The 15,136-nt window shown below is 45.5% G+C and carries 14 protein-coding genes; 8 read left to right on the forward strand and 6 right to left on the reverse strand.

From position 1 onward, the window contains the following. Window positions 1-17 precede the first annotated feature (17 nt). From ACTIE6_RS13860 to ACTIE6_RS13875, 4 genes are all read right to left on the reverse strand, one after another. A complete protein-coding gene (locus ACTIE6_RS13860; protein WP_439557207.1) occupies window positions 18-3,143 on the reverse strand; it encodes an efflux RND transporter permease subunit in 3,126 nt (1,041 codons plus the stop codon). 25 nt (window positions 3,144-3,168) lie between these two features. Continuing rightward, window positions 3,169-4,194 (reverse strand): efflux RND transporter periplasmic adaptor subunit, encoded by a 1,026-nt coding sequence (locus ACTIE6_RS13865; protein ID WP_439557208.1) that lies wholly within the window; start codon window positions 4,192-4,194, stop codon window positions 3,169-3,171. A 124-nt stretch (window positions 4,195-4,318) separates the two neighbouring features. Continuing rightward, the gene (locus ACTIE6_RS13870; RefSeq protein WP_439557209.1) at window positions 4,319-5,650 is read right to left on the reverse strand and encodes a TolC family protein; all 1,332 of its coding nucleotides are present in this window, start codon (window positions 5,648-5,650) and stop codon (window positions 4,319-4,321) included. An 84-nt stretch (window positions 5,651-5,734) separates the two neighbouring features. Continuing rightward, window positions 5,735-6,160, reverse strand: coding sequence for a MarR family winged helix-turn-helix transcriptional regulator (locus ACTIE6_RS13875; RefSeq protein ID WP_439557210.1), 426 nt, complete (start codon window positions 6,158-6,160; stop codon window positions 5,735-5,737). Between the two features lie 243 nt (window positions 6,161-6,403). Between ACTIE6_RS13875 and ACTIE6_RS13880 the strand changes: the two genes are divergently transcribed. Next, entirely contained in the window at window positions 6,404-6,583 is a 180-nt protein-coding gene (locus ACTIE6_RS13880; RefSeq protein ID WP_439557211.1) for a hypothetical protein, read from the forward strand. A gap of 202 nt (window positions 6,584-6,785) precedes the next feature. Here ACTIE6_RS13880 and ACTIE6_RS13885 read toward each other — a convergent pair whose 3' ends face one another. Beyond that, window positions 6,786-8,252, reverse strand: a complete 1,467-nt coding sequence (locus tag ACTIE6_RS13885) for a M48 family metalloprotease (protein WP_439557212.1) — start codon at window positions 8,250-8,252, stop codon at window positions 6,786-6,788. Window positions 8,253-8,480: 228 nt separating this feature from the next. On the opposite strand from ACTIE6_RS13885, the gene ACTIE6_RS13890 reads away from it, so the two are divergent. After that, window positions 8,481-9,305 carry a lysophospholipid acyltransferase family protein gene (locus ACTIE6_RS13890; RefSeq protein ID WP_439557213.1) on the forward strand — a complete coding sequence of 275 codons (825 nt, stop codon included), beginning with the start codon at window positions 8,481-8,483 and terminating at the stop codon, window positions 9,303-9,305. A gap of 19 nt (window positions 9,306-9,324) precedes the next feature. Next, a complete protein-coding gene (locus ACTIE6_RS13895; RefSeq protein ID WP_439557214.1) occupies window positions 9,325-10,221 on the forward strand; it encodes a TIGR01777 family oxidoreductase in 897 nt (298 codons plus the stop codon). Between the two features lie 108 nt (window positions 10,222-10,329). Here the strand turns inward: ACTIE6_RS13895 and ACTIE6_RS13900 are convergent, their stop codons facing one another. Continuing rightward, on the reverse strand, window positions 10,330-11,805 hold the full coding sequence (locus ACTIE6_RS13900) for a M61 family metallopeptidase (protein WP_439557215.1): 1,476 nt from the start codon (window positions 11,803-11,805) through the stop codon (window positions 10,330-10,332). A gap of 108 nt (window positions 11,806-11,913) precedes the next feature. Here ACTIE6_RS13900 and ACTIE6_RS13905 point away from each other — a divergent pair, with 108 nt between their 5' ends. The 5 genes from ACTIE6_RS13905 to ACTIE6_RS13925 form a co-directional block, all read left to right on the forward strand. Then, the gene (locus ACTIE6_RS13905) at window positions 11,914-12,576 is read left to right on the forward strand and encodes a hypothetical protein (protein WP_439557216.1); all 663 of its coding nucleotides are present in this window, start codon (window positions 11,914-11,916) and stop codon (window positions 12,574-12,576) included. A 90-nt stretch (window positions 12,577-12,666) separates the two neighbouring features. Next, on the forward strand, window positions 12,667-13,299 hold the full coding sequence (locus tag ACTIE6_RS13910) for a NeuD/PglB/VioB family sugar acetyltransferase (RefSeq protein WP_439557217.1): 633 nt from the start codon (window positions 12,667-12,669) through the stop codon (window positions 13,297-13,299). A gap of 45 nt (window positions 13,300-13,344) precedes the next feature. Then, complete coding sequence (locus tag ACTIE6_RS13915; protein ID WP_439557218.1) at window positions 13,345-13,923, forward strand: YceD family protein; 579 nt, start codon at window positions 13,345-13,347, stop codon at window positions 13,921-13,923. Between the two features lie 222 nt (window positions 13,924-14,145). Further along, window positions 14,146-14,340, forward strand: a complete 195-nt coding sequence (rpmF, locus tag ACTIE6_RS13920; RefSeq protein ID WP_215234912.1) for a 50S ribosomal protein L32 — start codon at window positions 14,146-14,148, stop codon at window positions 14,338-14,340. 132 nt (window positions 14,341-14,472) lie between these two features. Next, window positions 14,473-15,136: phosphate acyltransferase (locus ACTIE6_RS13925; protein ID WP_439557219.1), on the forward strand; the 664-nt coding region annotated here is incomplete at its 3' end.

A 15,136-nucleotide genomic window follows, 5' to 3' on the forward strand; every position in this document is an offset into this window, starting at 1 on the left:
GATTGCAGACGCCACGTCTACGCTTCGAGAAGCAACTCTTCATTCTGATGCTTTTTCTTTTTCCGGTTTGCAAGGCGCTCTTTAACCCTGTCTACTACATAGTAAACGCTCGGAACCAGGAACAAAGTCAGCAGTAATGAGCTGGTCAGACCGCCGATAATTACCCACGCCATCCCATTCTTCACCTCGGCTCCGTCGCCGGAAGCCAATGCGATCGGCAGCATACCGGCGATCATCGCAATGGTCGTCATCAAAATCGGGCGGAGACGTTCTTTGCCTGCTTCAATCAATGCGTCTTTCAACGCGTGACCTTCTTCTTTCAGCTGATTGGTAAAATCGACGATCAAAATCGCATTTTTAGCTACCAGACCGAGCAACATGATCATACCCACGATCGAGAAGATCGTCAAGCTTTCCATCGTCAATGCCAATGCAGTTAATGCGCCGACCAATGCAACCGGAATCGAGAACAATACAACGAAAGGATAAATGGTACTTTCGTATAGCGCGACCATGATCAGGTAAATGAGCACAATACCCAAGACAAGTGCCAGACCCAGACTTCCAAATGCATCGGCCTGATTTTTCAGGTCGCCACGGTATTCGATAAAAACACCTTCCGGTAATTTCACATTCGCCATTTTAGCCTGGATATCGGCACCGATAGAGCCTGACGGGCGACCGATTACCTGCGAGTTGATACTGATCGAACCCAGGCGGTCTATACGTTGCAAGACACTTTCGCCCATTCCTTCCTTCACGGTTGCAAATTGAGAGAGTTCGAATGTTCGTCCCGCGCTGTTAACGAAAGTTAGCTGGCGGATATCGTCGGCTTTGGAACGGTTAAACTGATCCAGCGTCACCATAATATCGTATTCCTTGCCATTTTCTTTAAATTTCGAACGGTCATCCCCACGGAATGCAGTTTGCAGTGCAGCGCCAACTTCGGCGGCATTGATACCAAGCTGCGACATTTTCTCGCGATCCAGTGACACGCCCACTTCCGGTTTCGGATCATCAACAGAATAGTCCACATTGGCAGTACCCGGCACGGAAGCTACAACTTGTTTTACCTGCGCGGCAACTTTACGGATCACCGCCATATCGGTTCCTTTTACAGCTACCTGAATCGGCGCCTGATTTGCATTACCTGTGATAGAAGTCGGCGCAACAGTTACTTTCACCCCGGGGATTTGGAGAATTTCCTTTTGAATTTCAGTACCAAAATCTTCCGCAGACATCGGACGCTCAGCTTTATCCACCAACTGAACAGTCAAGTCAGCAATGTTACTGTTGGAAGTAGTTCCTAAACCTGTGCTGCTGTAACCGACCTTGTTGAAAACTTTTGTCACCACTTTTCTTCCCAAAAGCAGCTTTTCTACTTTCTGGGCTACCTGGTTGGTCTGGTAAACGGATGCAGTCGGCGCAAGCTCAATGGAAACATTCAGCTCGCCACGGTCACTTTGCTGCATAAATGCGGCCCCGATAAAACCGGCCGGAACCAATGCAATGGAACCTACAATCAATAAAAGCGAAAGAATGAAAATGTACCTTTTATGACCTAAAACCCAGGTCAGAATGCGACCGTACTCGTCTTTGATTCTATCCAAAAACCTTTCAAAACCAAGGTTAAGTCGGCCCCATAGTGTGTTTTTATCCAAAATCTCAATTTTACCAAAACGCGAAGCAAGCAACGGGGTGAGTGTAAATGAGACGAACAAACTCATCAATGTCGAGAACACGACCACCAGGGAGAATTCTCTCAGAATGTTACCTATCAAACCTTGCGTCAATGCGAGCGGCACGAACACTACCACGTCCACCAATGTGATCGCGAGGGCAGTAAATCCAATCTCCGCACGTCCGTCCAATGCAGCCTGCCAGCGGCTTTTGCCCATTTCCATGTGGCGGTTGATGTTTTCCAAAACCACAATCGAGTCATCGACCAGGATACCTACCACCAGCGAAAGCGCCATTAACGTCATCAAATTGAGTGAAAAACCTAAAAGGCTCATCAAAATGAAAGTCGGGATCATGGATGAAGGGAGTGCCACGAGGATAAACATCGAGCTGCGGACACTATGCAGGAACAATAACATTACGATGGACACGATCAAAACCGCAAGTCCAAGGTCAAACACCACCGCGTCGGCGGAAGCCAATGTATAAATCGACTGGTCGGATGCAATGTTGAATTTCAATCCGGCAGATGCATATTGTTTTTCCAAAGTCGTCAAACGCTCGCGGGTCAGTTTACTTACGTCCACCGCATTCGCATCGGATTGTTTCTGGATCTGCAACGCCACGGAAGGTTTCCCGTTAATGTGGTTTACCGCAGTTGCATCAGCCGTTCCGTCGTACACTTCGGCGATATCTTTCAGGAAAACCTGTCCGCCCGTACCGTTACGGCCCACAATTACATTTCGCAGGTTTTCAACCGTTGTCAGTTTCGCATCAAAACGAATAGAAAGCTGATCTTCCTGTGTTTTCACCTGACCGGCCGGGAATGAAGTATTTGCATTGTTAATCGCAGTGGAAACCTGTGCGATCGACAGGCGGTACGCTTTTAATTTATCCTGACTAATATTGACCTGGATCTGACGCTCGGTACCACCGATAATTGTCACCTGACCTACGCCGGTTACGTTCGAAAGCTGTGGTTTCAGCTTCTCATCAATCAGATCATACAATGCGGAAGGTGAGAGATTGGCAGTAACCCCCATTCTCAACACCGGGATTTCGTCGGTTGAAAATTTATTAATGACAGGACGGTCGGCATCGTCGGGCAGTAATGAAATCACCTGCTCCACTTTACGCTGCGCTTCCTGTTGCGCCAGATCGACACTTACACCTTGTTTCAACTGGATAATCACAGAAGAAACACCTTCCTGAGAAGTTGAATTGATCTGGTCCAAACCTTCGATCGCCGATACGGCGTCTTCAATATGTTTGGTAACGTTGGTTTCGACTTCGTCCGCAGCGGCACCACGGTACGTTGTCATTACACTTACTACATTGGCCTCAAACTTTGGTAATAAGTTATAGGACAATTGTTTATAGCTGATCACACCAAATAGTATCAACACCGTGAATACTACTATGATGAAGAGCGGTCTTTTTACTGCTACTTCGGTGATTGACATTTTCTTATTCGTTTACTGATGAAAACTATTTAGTGACATTAACAGCAGCACCTTCGCTGAGGTTGATCTGGCCAGTTGTAATCACCGTTTCGCCCGATTTCAATCCTGACAAAACTTCGATATTATCCCCTACTTCACGTCCCACTGCGATCTTACGCTGCTTGGCGACACCATTTTCGACTGTGTACACGTACGGGTTACGCACACTTTCCACCAATGCACTTCTAGGAACCAGCAATGCATTCTGAGTGCTTTTTTGTTTAAACTCTACGGTCACAAATGTTCCGGCCCGCAACTGATTTGAGTTTTTAATCACAATTTCAACCGGATAGTTGTGCGATTCATCGCCTTGCGGGGCAATGTAAGAGATCACACCATCGATTTTTTTATCAGGAAAAATGCTGGTACTCACTTCCACGTGCTGACCTTCTTTCAACTTATACACATCATTTTCCGAGATCATTACCTGTACTTTCAGGCGCGAAACATCCAGGATCGTTCCCAGGGAAGTACCTACGTTTACAAACTCGCCCGGTTCAATGTTCTTTTTGATCACGCGGCCGCTGATAGGTGCTGCAATGGAAGCATCATTGATCTGCTGCTTGATCTGCTCAGCCTGGTTCAATGCATTTTCGTAGTTGTATTTGGTATCGTTTACCTGAACTTCAGTTGCTGCATTTCCTGCCAGAAGCTTTGAATAGCGTTCGGTATCTTTTTTCAGCTTATTGATATTCAACTCTGTCGCTTCCAGGGAAAGCTCTTTCAACTTGCTGTCCACTTTAACCAGCGTCGCACCCTGCGAAACGTAGGTACCCAGGTCGTATTTAACCGATAAAACTTTACCTGCCGAAGTCGCCATGATCTCAGCTTCTTTGAATGGGATCAGGCTACCTGTACGCACCAGGTCCTGACTTGTGCTGCCTTCTTTAACCGCCACTGCAGTTACCGGAATGGTTACATTCTTGTTATCCGGCATTACTTTCTTCGCGTCCATTTTGGACTTGTTCGCTACCAACCGGAACCCGATTAGGAGTCCGATTTTCCTTTTCATGGAAGTTCAATTTTGAATGATTGAATGATTGAATGAGTGAATGAGTGAATGATTCAAATTGTCACATTGAGCGGATCGGGCGGCCGGGCGGTCGAAATGTCGACCAGCGACTATCCATGACCTTTTACGGTAATGCTGTATAAAAGTCATTTAGGCTACCCTGCGATTGTTCGAGTCCGAGTTTGGCCTGGTAGTAGCTCAGCATTGAGTTGATGTAGTTGCTTTGGGCTTCTTTATAGGAAGTTTCGGCATTCAGCAGGTCCGAAAGTGTTACGGTACCTTCTTTATATTGAAGTGTTGTAACGTCGTACACTTCCTTGGCCAGCGTCACATTGCTTTCGTCATTTGTAAGGTTCAGCTTTGCTTTTTGAAGCTGGGTGGTTGCATTGTGATTTTGTAGCTCGTAATTCTGGACATTCAGTTTCAGCTGTTCATTTTGGGTCAAAAGATTCAGATCAGCTTGCTTGTACTGCGCGTCTCTTCTAAAACTATCAAAAATCGGGATCGAAAGCTTAACGCCAATTGCACCGAAACTAAACCAGTTACCCCAGGATTCTCCCAGGTTCTGACCAAGCGACTGAATTCCATATCTTCCATAAACAGAAAGCTTGGGAAGATAACCGGCTTTGATCCGCTCCTTTTCAATTGCCTGCAACTCCATATTGATGTTCTGTATTTTGAAGTCGGTCAGGTTAGCTACATCCAGCTTGTCGGGCTCAACTAACTTGAAAGGCTGGTTTAATGGATTATCGGCTATTACCAATTGTTCGCCCAGCGGCATTCCCATTTGGAATTTCAGCTGGTTCTGAGATAAAATCAGGTTGCTTTCCGCCAGTGTAAGCTGTGATTTGATGTTATTCAAACTTACCTGGGTACGATCATAATCCACCTTTTTGATTACGCCATTATCCAGCTGCAACTGTAAAGTCCCGAGTATCTGCTGCGTTTTTTCAAGATTGTCCCTCAACAGATCAATTTGTGCCTGCGTGATGAATACCTGGTAATACGCATTCGTCACATTGTAAATGATGTTCTCCTTGGTTTTGCGGGAATTCAGTTCCGCATTCTCTATGTTTGGCTTATTGGCTTTTAAACCAACGAGCAGCTGGCGGTCAAAAATCACCTGATCCGCTTGTGCCGAAACGTTCGTCGAGTACTTGGTACCCAATGCAACGCGGCGATCTTCCCCGCCAAACAATGCACCTGGCAGTACTGTTGATTGCAGCTTGATGTTATCATCAAGTGCGCCGCTACCGGCTACCTGGGGCAGGTAACCTGCCAGCGCTTCCCTCCCCTGCTGCACAGCGATGTTTTCCTGATACTGCGCAATTTTCACATTTCCGTTATTCTTTATCCCATAGGCAATGCAATCTTTCAGGCTCAGCTGGGTTTGCGCCCAGGTACTTCCCGAAGTTGCTGCTATTGTGAGGATTGCAATAATCCATGCTCGTTTCATCTGTTCTTGTTTTATTACTTGTGGCTAACCTCTATTTAGTTGACACCTCTACTGGTGACATATCAACTATTTATATAAAATTTTTTATTTCTCAATCACTGCTGCTACCCTGTCCAGAAAGCCGATGAATGTTTTGCGTTCTTCTTCGGTAAAATGCTCCATTACCTGGTTGTCAAATGCAATTACCAAAGCCTGAATACGCTCGCAAACAAATTTTCCACTTGGGGTAAGCGAAACCATATTCTTTCTTTTGTCCTCTATATCGCTTTCAATTTTCAGGAATCCGTCTTTATGCAGCGTCTGTACGGAACGCTGAATACCCGCTTTATCCTTTTGCAGCACATTGGCAATATCCTGCTGCGTCATCGTGTGTTCCTGGAAATATACAACCATCAAAATCGGCAGCTGCTCAGCCAAAACCGGAATACCTTCCTGAACCAGCTCAGCGTTCATTTTCTTAAAAACACTCTTCGTCACAAGCCCAAGCTTGAACTGCAGAGAGTTCTTCATATCATCTTTCAAACAGGAAAATTTATTAAGTGTACTGTTCATGATGGTGCAAATGTAAATTGTGTTGATATATCAACCAAATGTTAAGCAGAAAAGTTTTGTAAATGGTAATATATAATGGTGAGTGGCTCAGGGAAGTATCGCAAGCAAAAAGGATAGCAGCACCCAAACAAAAAAAGCCGCAGAGCGGCCAAACATCCGTAGAAAATGCACGATCAACCGACACCATCAAATCACGTAGGGATGAAACAACACCAAACAAGCGATATCGCAAAAGCCGCAGAGCGGCAATACATCGGTAGAAAATGTACGATCAATCAAAACGTCAATCCCGTAGGGATGAAACAACACCAAACAAGCGAAATCGCAAAGCCGCAGAGCGGCGAAACATCGGTAGAAAATGTACGATCAACCGGAACATAAAATCCCGTAGGGATGAAACAACAATGCAGATCCTCCAAAAAAACATTGGTGCAAATTCACGTGGATTTTGCACCAATATTGCATGCCTGATGGCATTATTCCTCTGCTATATGCTTCTACCGATGTTGTATGCCTGACGGCATTACGAACGCACTGACCTAACCTTTCTACCGATGTTGCATGCCTGACGGCATTTTGCGTCCTACCTTCCTAGGGTTTTGATTAACATTCCTTTGGTGACTTTATCCGACAGGCCCATTCCGTTGATGATGGCCAGTTCGTCCATTTTGTTGTCGGGCTGATTGTTGTCTTTTAATGCGTCTTTCAAAGATCCGTCGCGCTGTACCGTTTTGATTCGGATACGCTCGGGCTGACGGTTCAGAATATTCTGATCTGTCACCGATTTGAAACCTTGCGCCACATTTTTGAAAGTGTTTATGCTACCAGAAAAGTTGGCCGGAGCGGCTACACCGTGGATCACGTAAATATTTCCACCATACTGAATCAGCCAGCTCGCCACCTGGATCGCATTGGCTGCCGCTTGCGCCTGTCCTGTTTGTGACTGTGCTACCTGTTGCGAAATCATCACGATCGCCGGATTTCCATTGATTGTTGTTTTACTATTTTCAGAAACCTGCAGACTGTAATTTTTTACCACATTCTGAGCTGCTTCTTCGAGTGACTTACCTTCTGCCATTGCAAAAAGCATCATCGACTTGCCATCCTTTGCGGCCATTTGAAACTGAGCAGGCGAGTTTTCATACTGCCAGCCGCTCGGTACCGGGAACTGGAACTTCAGCTCTGGATGGTAGAACTGGTTATTTTCCACAAAACCCTGTTTCGGATCGGTACCATATATAATCCCTTCAATTTTCCGGAGGTAAGCATCTCGGTTGACATTATATTTGCCCGGGTGCTCTGCCTGATACTGCTTGGCCAGCTTGTCTACCTTATTCCTCCTGTCGCCCGGATCCGGGTGGGTTGATTGGAATGTTGGGATCGTTTGTCCTGCTTTTTCACTGATTTTTTTCAAAGTCCCAAAGAAGTCGGCCATTTCCTTCGCATCATATCCAATTTTACTCGAATACTCCACGCCAATTTTATCCGACTCCGTTTCGTGCTCACGGCTGTAACTTAACAGCAGCAAACCCAGAGCCTGCTGCGTCTGCTCCGCCAGCCCGCGAACCGTTTCCGACAGCACCATACCTGCCAGCAAACCTACCTGTCCGAAGATCTGGGATGTTTGCTGCCGCGCCGAGTGGCGTGCAGTAATGTGACCGATTTCGTGACCTAGCACACCTGCAAATTCTGCTTCATTATTAAAATGCGCCATGATACCCCTTGTGAAGTATACGTAACCGCCAGGCACAGCAAATGCGTTTACAACCGGCGAGTCAACAATGAAGAATTGATAGGGTAAATCCGGTCTGTGAGAGATATTAGCCATTGCTTTTCCTTTCTCATTAATAAAGGATTGCAGGTTCTTATCGTCGTAAATACCCATTGTAGCCACAATAGAAGGGTGTGATTCAGCGCCAAGCGCGATCTCCTTTTCTTTGGACATGAATATGATTTCCTTTTTTCCCGTAACAGGATTCTTAGAACATCCGGTAAACAGGCCCGCTGCTGCAAGACCAAGCAGAATGTGAAATTGAAATTTCATTTTCATACAAACTCGAAAGATGATGTTATTAAAGGGGCTGGTACAATACTCTGTATCTTTAAAGATCTGAAAGAATCATGCCAATTATTTGAGCTTGCCAAACCGACGCGTTTGTCAATAAATATATTTCCCATTAACTCCGCCAATTCCCTAAATTACACCCCGATGGTACAATAGTTGTTGATCAATCATTCCAAAAAGCCAGTCGCCTTTGAAGTACATTTCCCTGACACTATGAATTTGAAAAAGACAACATTCAGTCTCCTGCCGCGCTGGCTTGTCAGGTTTGACTTTTTTGGAATTTTCGAAAAAGATCCTTTCGGCAACTATCTTATTTTCAAAAGATTGCTGATATTTATTCTGGGCTGGTTTACTTACTATCGATATACAGCTGTCAATAAAATAGATATTATCGGAGGTGATCAGTTGCTCGACCTGCCCGATCACGGTGTGCTTTTCCTGTCAAACCACCAGACCTATTTCGCCGATGTAATTGCATTCTTTCATATTTTTTGTGCTGTCAAATGGGGCTACAAGGATACGATCCGGCCACCCTTCTATCTCTTCTCTCCCCGTGCAAGATGCTATTATGTAGCAGCTTCGGAAACAATGAAAGAAGGGATTTTACCCAAATTGTTCAGCATGGGCGGCGCGATTACCATTGAAAGATCGTGGCGGGCAAATGGGGAGAATGTACAAAGGCAGCTCGACAACTCGGCACAGGATCGCATTGGAATGGGTTTGAGCCACGGGTGGGTAGTCAGTTTTCCACAGGGTACCACCAAACCGTATGCCCCTGTACGCAAGGGTACCGCGCACCTTATCAAAGAACATCAGCCGATCGTGGTACCCGTCGTGATCAATGGTTTTCGACGCGCTTTTGATAAAAAAGGGCTGCGTTTTAAAAAGCGTAATACGCGCCTCACTGTCCATTTCAAAGCACCAATGCACTTTTTACCTGACGAATCAGTCGAAGAAATGGTAGACCGCGTAACGAAAGCAATTGAGCAGGAAGCACCAAAAGACGGACTAGCTACTCCGGACAGCCAGCCGGTATAGATTTTTACATATCCTGATTATGGGAAAAAAAGTATTGATCACAGGCGGCTCCGGCCTGATCGGAAGACGGTTAACACAGCTTCTGCTTGCGAAAGGCTATGAAGTTGCCTACCTCAGCCGCGGCAAGAAGACAATTCCATCTGTGAAGGTATTTCAATGGGATATTGCAAAAAACTACATTGAAGAAGGCGCACTGGAAAATACGCATTTCCTGATCCACCTCGCAGGCACGGGGGTTGCCGAAAAACGCTGGACCGAGGAGCAGAAGAAATCCATTATTTCCAGCAGGGTTGATACCATTCAACTGATTGCCCAAAAATTGAAAGAAAAAAACATTCGCCCGGCTGCATTTGCATCCGCTTCGGGCAGCGAAGACAGCGGGGATGTAAAAAATACCGAAGACTTCCCGCCTGGAAATGATTTCTTATCTCACGTTACCATTGAATGGGAAAAAGCAGCAGATAAGATAACTGAACTCGGAGTAAGAACTCTGAAACTGCGTACCGGTATTGTGTTAAGTAATGAAGGCGGCGCATTGAAACAAATTGCTGCACCTGCAAGATTCGGCTTTGGCGCACCCCTTGGCTCCGGGAAACAATGGATCAGCTGGATCCACGTCGACGATCTTTGTAATATGTACATCGAATCGCTCGAAAATGACAACTGGCAGGGAGCTTACAATGCAATTACAGATGCAGTTACCAATGAAGAATTTACAAAAGAGATATGCAAAGTGCTTAACAAGCCACAATGGGCACCTCACGTACCTGCATTTGCATTGCGCCTCGCTTTTGGTGAAATGGCGAACGTAGTTCTGGGAAGCAGCTATTTAATCGCTAAAAGGATCAAAGAGGAGACTGATTTTAAATACCAGTACCCTGGTTTGCGGAAGAGCTTGGAGGAAATTTTGAAGTGAACTTCGGCTCTCGGCTATCAGTTTTCGGCCTTTTTATTTATTGCGATTTCGCTTTCACTGGAAACAAACAAGCCGACAGCCAATTGCCAAAAGCCGACGGCCAAAAATTCACTCCTCCTCCTCCTGCACCGTTAAAACCTGCGCTGTCGCCAGCCACTTGTCTCGTTGCAACTTGCCGCGGAAATCGTCCATTACATTCAGCTGAATGTTTCCGTTACTGAAAACCGACATTTGTAATCCCACAAAGGAAAGTGCCTCATTGAGGCGGCTTTCAAGCGGCTCGTTGGTGAAAATGCATTCTTTCCAGTACCACTCCAATGTTTCGCCGGCAACTTCTTCCACAATGCTGATATAATCTTCAACCGTATAACCAATGAAGGGTTTCCCGAAACGTACCCACAGCAACCGCATTACATCATCGAGTGAATGCGCGTGGTTTGTTTTCTTACGTATATATAAGTCGAGGATCAGTGCAACCAATGCACCTTTGTGGTAAACGGAAACCTTCCGGTTAGGTATTCCTTTTTCGTAGCCGTCGAGCCAAAGGTCAAAGGAAGATTCAGCCAGCGACTGAGATGCATTTGCGCTGTTCTCGAAGTGCCTTTTCATATATACCTGCAACTCTTTAACGTAATTCTCGTCGGTGAAAACACCGGCGCGTTTCAGGAAAAGATCACCATAGTAGGTTGTGCACCCTTCGGCTACAAAGCAGGTTTGAAAGTAATTTTCTTTGGTAAAATCATAAGGTAACAACTCTTTCGGCCGGATGCGGATGATATTCCAGGCGTGAAAGAGCTCGTGGGAACTTACGCCCAGCAAATCAGAATACAAACCCTCACCTTCATCGTCCGGACCAAGTACGATCATTGTCGAGTTCTGGTGCTCTACTCCGTGGTAGAATGCCGTCGGAAGAATCAGGTTGAGAAAATGGTAGTCCTCTTCGGGAAACTCCCCCATTGTCGCAATCTGCTCGCGTGAAAACCGTCTGAAATCCCGCTCAATGCGCTTCCAGTTAGGTTTCAAATTTCCATGCATCCATATTTTGAATTGTACGCCGCGCACGTAGTACTCACATTTCTGCAAAGTTTCGGAAGCGAGCAGCGGGCTGTCTACCAGCTGATAAAAGTCGCGGGCTACCAGGGTATTATGTCCGGCGGAAGGCAACCCACATGCGATCATATATCCTTGCGGGAGATCAAGATATACTTCATGAGGCTCGGAAATCCGGCCTTCGGTATACATGCAAAAGTTGATTAAATTGAGATACCAAAGCTCTTCGTCTACATAACTGGTACCTGCATTCTGAATTGCTGCATAATAGGAATAACGTACTCTTGCTTCTTTCTGGCCAGCTGTTCCAACCCGCCAACGGTCTTTGGTTACTTTATGAATAGGCAGTTTATCACCGCTTGCAGAAATCGCTTCGATAAATTGAATATTTTTGGCAAAATTTTGAAGCTCATATCTGCCGGGCCGCCACGCAGGTAGCTGTATCTCAATAACATCACTGTCGATTTCCGGGATAGTGTAGGTAATAACAATAAGGTGTGACTGGGGCTCTGCTACGGAAATATGGTAATGCATAAAGGTTACAGTAATATTAAGAGGGGACTCGGCGGGAATAGCTGATAAACCAAAAACAAAGACTGGGTCGTTACCAGTTAACAATACGATAAAATAAATGATTTTAAGATGAAAAGCAAAATCCTCCTGAGCTGCACACTTCTGTTATTTATCCTGACCAGCGTCAACTTATACGCCCAAAATGACGAATACTATCGTCCGGATTCACTGAGAAAAGAAACCCCTAATCAACGAAAGGATTATACGCCTGCTGACACAAGCCGGCTTGCGGAAAAGAGAAAAGAAGTTGACTTCAAACAGCTTCCGTTCAAGGACAGGCTGCGCGCGGGAGGCGGCTTCGGATTAAGCCTAGGTACATTCACGAATATCAACCTTTCGCCGATGGTTGGTTACGAACTGACGGAAAAGCTGGTGGGAGGTGTCGGCGTGACTTATATGTTCTTCAAGCAGCGCTATTACGATTCTTATAGTTATTATGGTGGAAAGGGTTTTTTGATGTACAATGTAATCAAGCCCATCAACCTGATCGCAGAGCTGGAACCGTTGAATGTGGTAGGGAATTACCAAAAACGGCAGTGGATCGTTTCTCCTATGCTGGGCGCCGCCTACTCCGTACCAACGGGTGGCCGGATTGCCAAGGCAGTTCACTTTACATTATTATATAACCTGAACTATTACAATCAGGTAGATAACACTGCCGGCCCTGCTGCTGCTATTACAAATTTGTCTCCTTACGGCAGCCCGCTGGTTTTTCGCATTACTTTACTTTAATATAGAAGCCGCAGAAGTGGCTTGATTTTTTGTCTTCATTTGAACTCTTCGCGCACATGGAGACTTTTTTCTTTTATACAAACCACAATTATGGAAAATCCTGTTTTAATATTTGGTGCAGGCGACCTGGGTGTACAGGCGCTGGATATTTTTAAAAGAAATAATGTACTCGTTTACGGACTGCTCGATGATACCACAGAACTTCATGGGAAGGAATTTGGCGATGTCAACGTAATCGGTTCTACAGATGATACTGGTTATCTGAGCATTCTTGGATCCAAATGTGAAGCTTTCGTGGCTATTGGAGATAGAGTAGTACGAGAAAGACTTGTAAAAACATTAAACGAAGAGTACAAGGTAATGCCCGTGAATGCAGTTCACGACACAGCTGTAATCTCCGGAATGTCAGCGATCGGTCACGGGAATCTGATCGGAGCAAAGGTCACTATCGGGGCAAAAGCGGTTGTGGGGCATCACTGCCTGGTTCAGACAGGCGCATTGCTGGATACCTCAGTTCGGGTCGGCGATTTTGTTACAATTGGTACTGGAGCTATCATCAATGACCGGGTACTCCTGGGCGACGGCGCATTCATCGGTTCAGGAGCAGTGATAGTAGCTGGCATTGAGGTTGGCAAGAACGCGAGAATAGGCGCAGGTTCAGTAGTAGTGGAAAACGTGCCCGCCGGTGCAACCTACTTTGGAAATCCTGCAAGGAAGATTTGACAAAATTCCGTCACATCTTTTTTATTAATATCAAACACATTACCTTTGCACTCCTTTTTGAGCGAGAAAGTGAAAGAGCTAAGTAAATACAACATAGACATTTACGGTTTGGAAGACAAACAGTATGTGTATGATATGGAGTCCGGAGACGCTTTCTTTGAAGAACTGGAACAGGATCTGATTGAGCAGGGGCACTTCAAAACACACGTTGTTTTGAATAAATCGGCTACTATGATCCAGCTTCAGTTTCACACAGAGGGCGCAGTTACATTGACCTGTGACAGAAGTCTCGAAACATTTGAAGAACCTATTCATTCCGACGAACGCATCATTTTAAAGTTCGGCGACCATAATGAAGAGCTCACAGAAGAGATCGAGATCATCAGCAGAAATACCAACAGGATCAATGTTGCCCGCTATATATTTGATTTTATAGCATTGTCTCTTCCGACTAAGAAAATTCATCCGAGTCTGCGGACTGAAGATGACGATCTGAATCTGGAAGATGATGAGGAAGAAGCAATATTAGTATACTCATCTGCCGAAAGCACCGATGAGCAACCAGAAGAAGAAGAGCCGGTAGATCCCCGCTGGGAAGCATTGAAAAAGCTAAAAGGCGAATAATGGTTTCGACGCCTCGTTCTCCGTGGGCTGAAGCCGGACGTAAATGGATTGCAATCAATGACCGCCGGCCTCAGCCGACGGAAAGAGAGCAGAGACCGTTGGCTGAAGCCAACTGATATAGATAGTCAATGACCGCTGGCTTTAGCCGACGGGAAGAGCAGAGAGCCGGCATTAGCCGACGGAGTTTTAAAAGAAAACAAAAACAATTAGAAATAAAGCATCATGGCACATCCTAAGCGGAGACATTCCACTACACGTCGCGATACACGCAGAGCGCATGACTTCCTTACCGGAAAGCAGCTTGGCACAGATTCATCAACAGGAGAAATCCACCAACTACACCGCGCCCACGTTCACGAAGGCAACCTTGTTTACAGAGGAAAAGTAGTAGTTGAAAACTATACTAAAACAGTTTAGTATCAGTCGGAGAACATATCAATTTCGCAGCAGCCCCATAAAAGTTGTTGCGAAATTCTTTTTTACTACGGCACATCTGCTAAATTTACACCTTCGAGTTCTAACTTATTTGTCTAAAATAACAGCGTGTAAATGAAAATTGCGGTAGATGCTATGGGGGGAGATTTGGCTCCACATGCAATTGTTGAAGGGGTCATCCAAGCCTCTTCTGAGCTACCATCCGAGGCGCGAATCGTTTTAATCGGACGTGAAAATGTGATTTGGGAGATATTCAATCAACACAATTTCACCCCTTCTAATGTTGACGTTGTTCACGCAGAAGATGTGATTGAAATGGGCGAGCATCCTACTAAAGCCCTTTCTCAAAAACCCAATTCCAGCATCGGAGTTGGATTCAAGCTTCTGAAGGAAAAAGAAGTTGACATTTTCTGCAGTGCAGGGAATACGGGAGCTATGCACGTTGGCGCCCTCTTTAGCATTAAGTCCATCGAAGGAATTTTAAGACCTGCTATTGCCGGGTTTGTACCGCAAGTAAGTGGTGCCCATTCTATTATGCTTGATATCGGTGCCAATGCAGACTGCAAGCCCGAGGTACTCGCGCAGTTCGGCGAAATCGGCTCTTTATTTGCACAATATACTTTCCAGATTGAACGTCCGAGGGTTGCATTGATGAATATAGGTGAAGAAGAACAAAAAGGTTCGCTCACTGCACAGGCAACTTACCCCCTCCTCCAACAAAACAAGCGCATCAATTTTATAGGAAATATAGAAGGGAAAGACCTTTTTACCGATAAGG

It is taken from the genome of Dyadobacter sp. (genome assembly GCF_051859145.1).
Taxonomy (GTDB): Bacteria; Bacteroidota; Bacteroidia; order Cytophagales; family Spirosomataceae; genus Dyadobacter.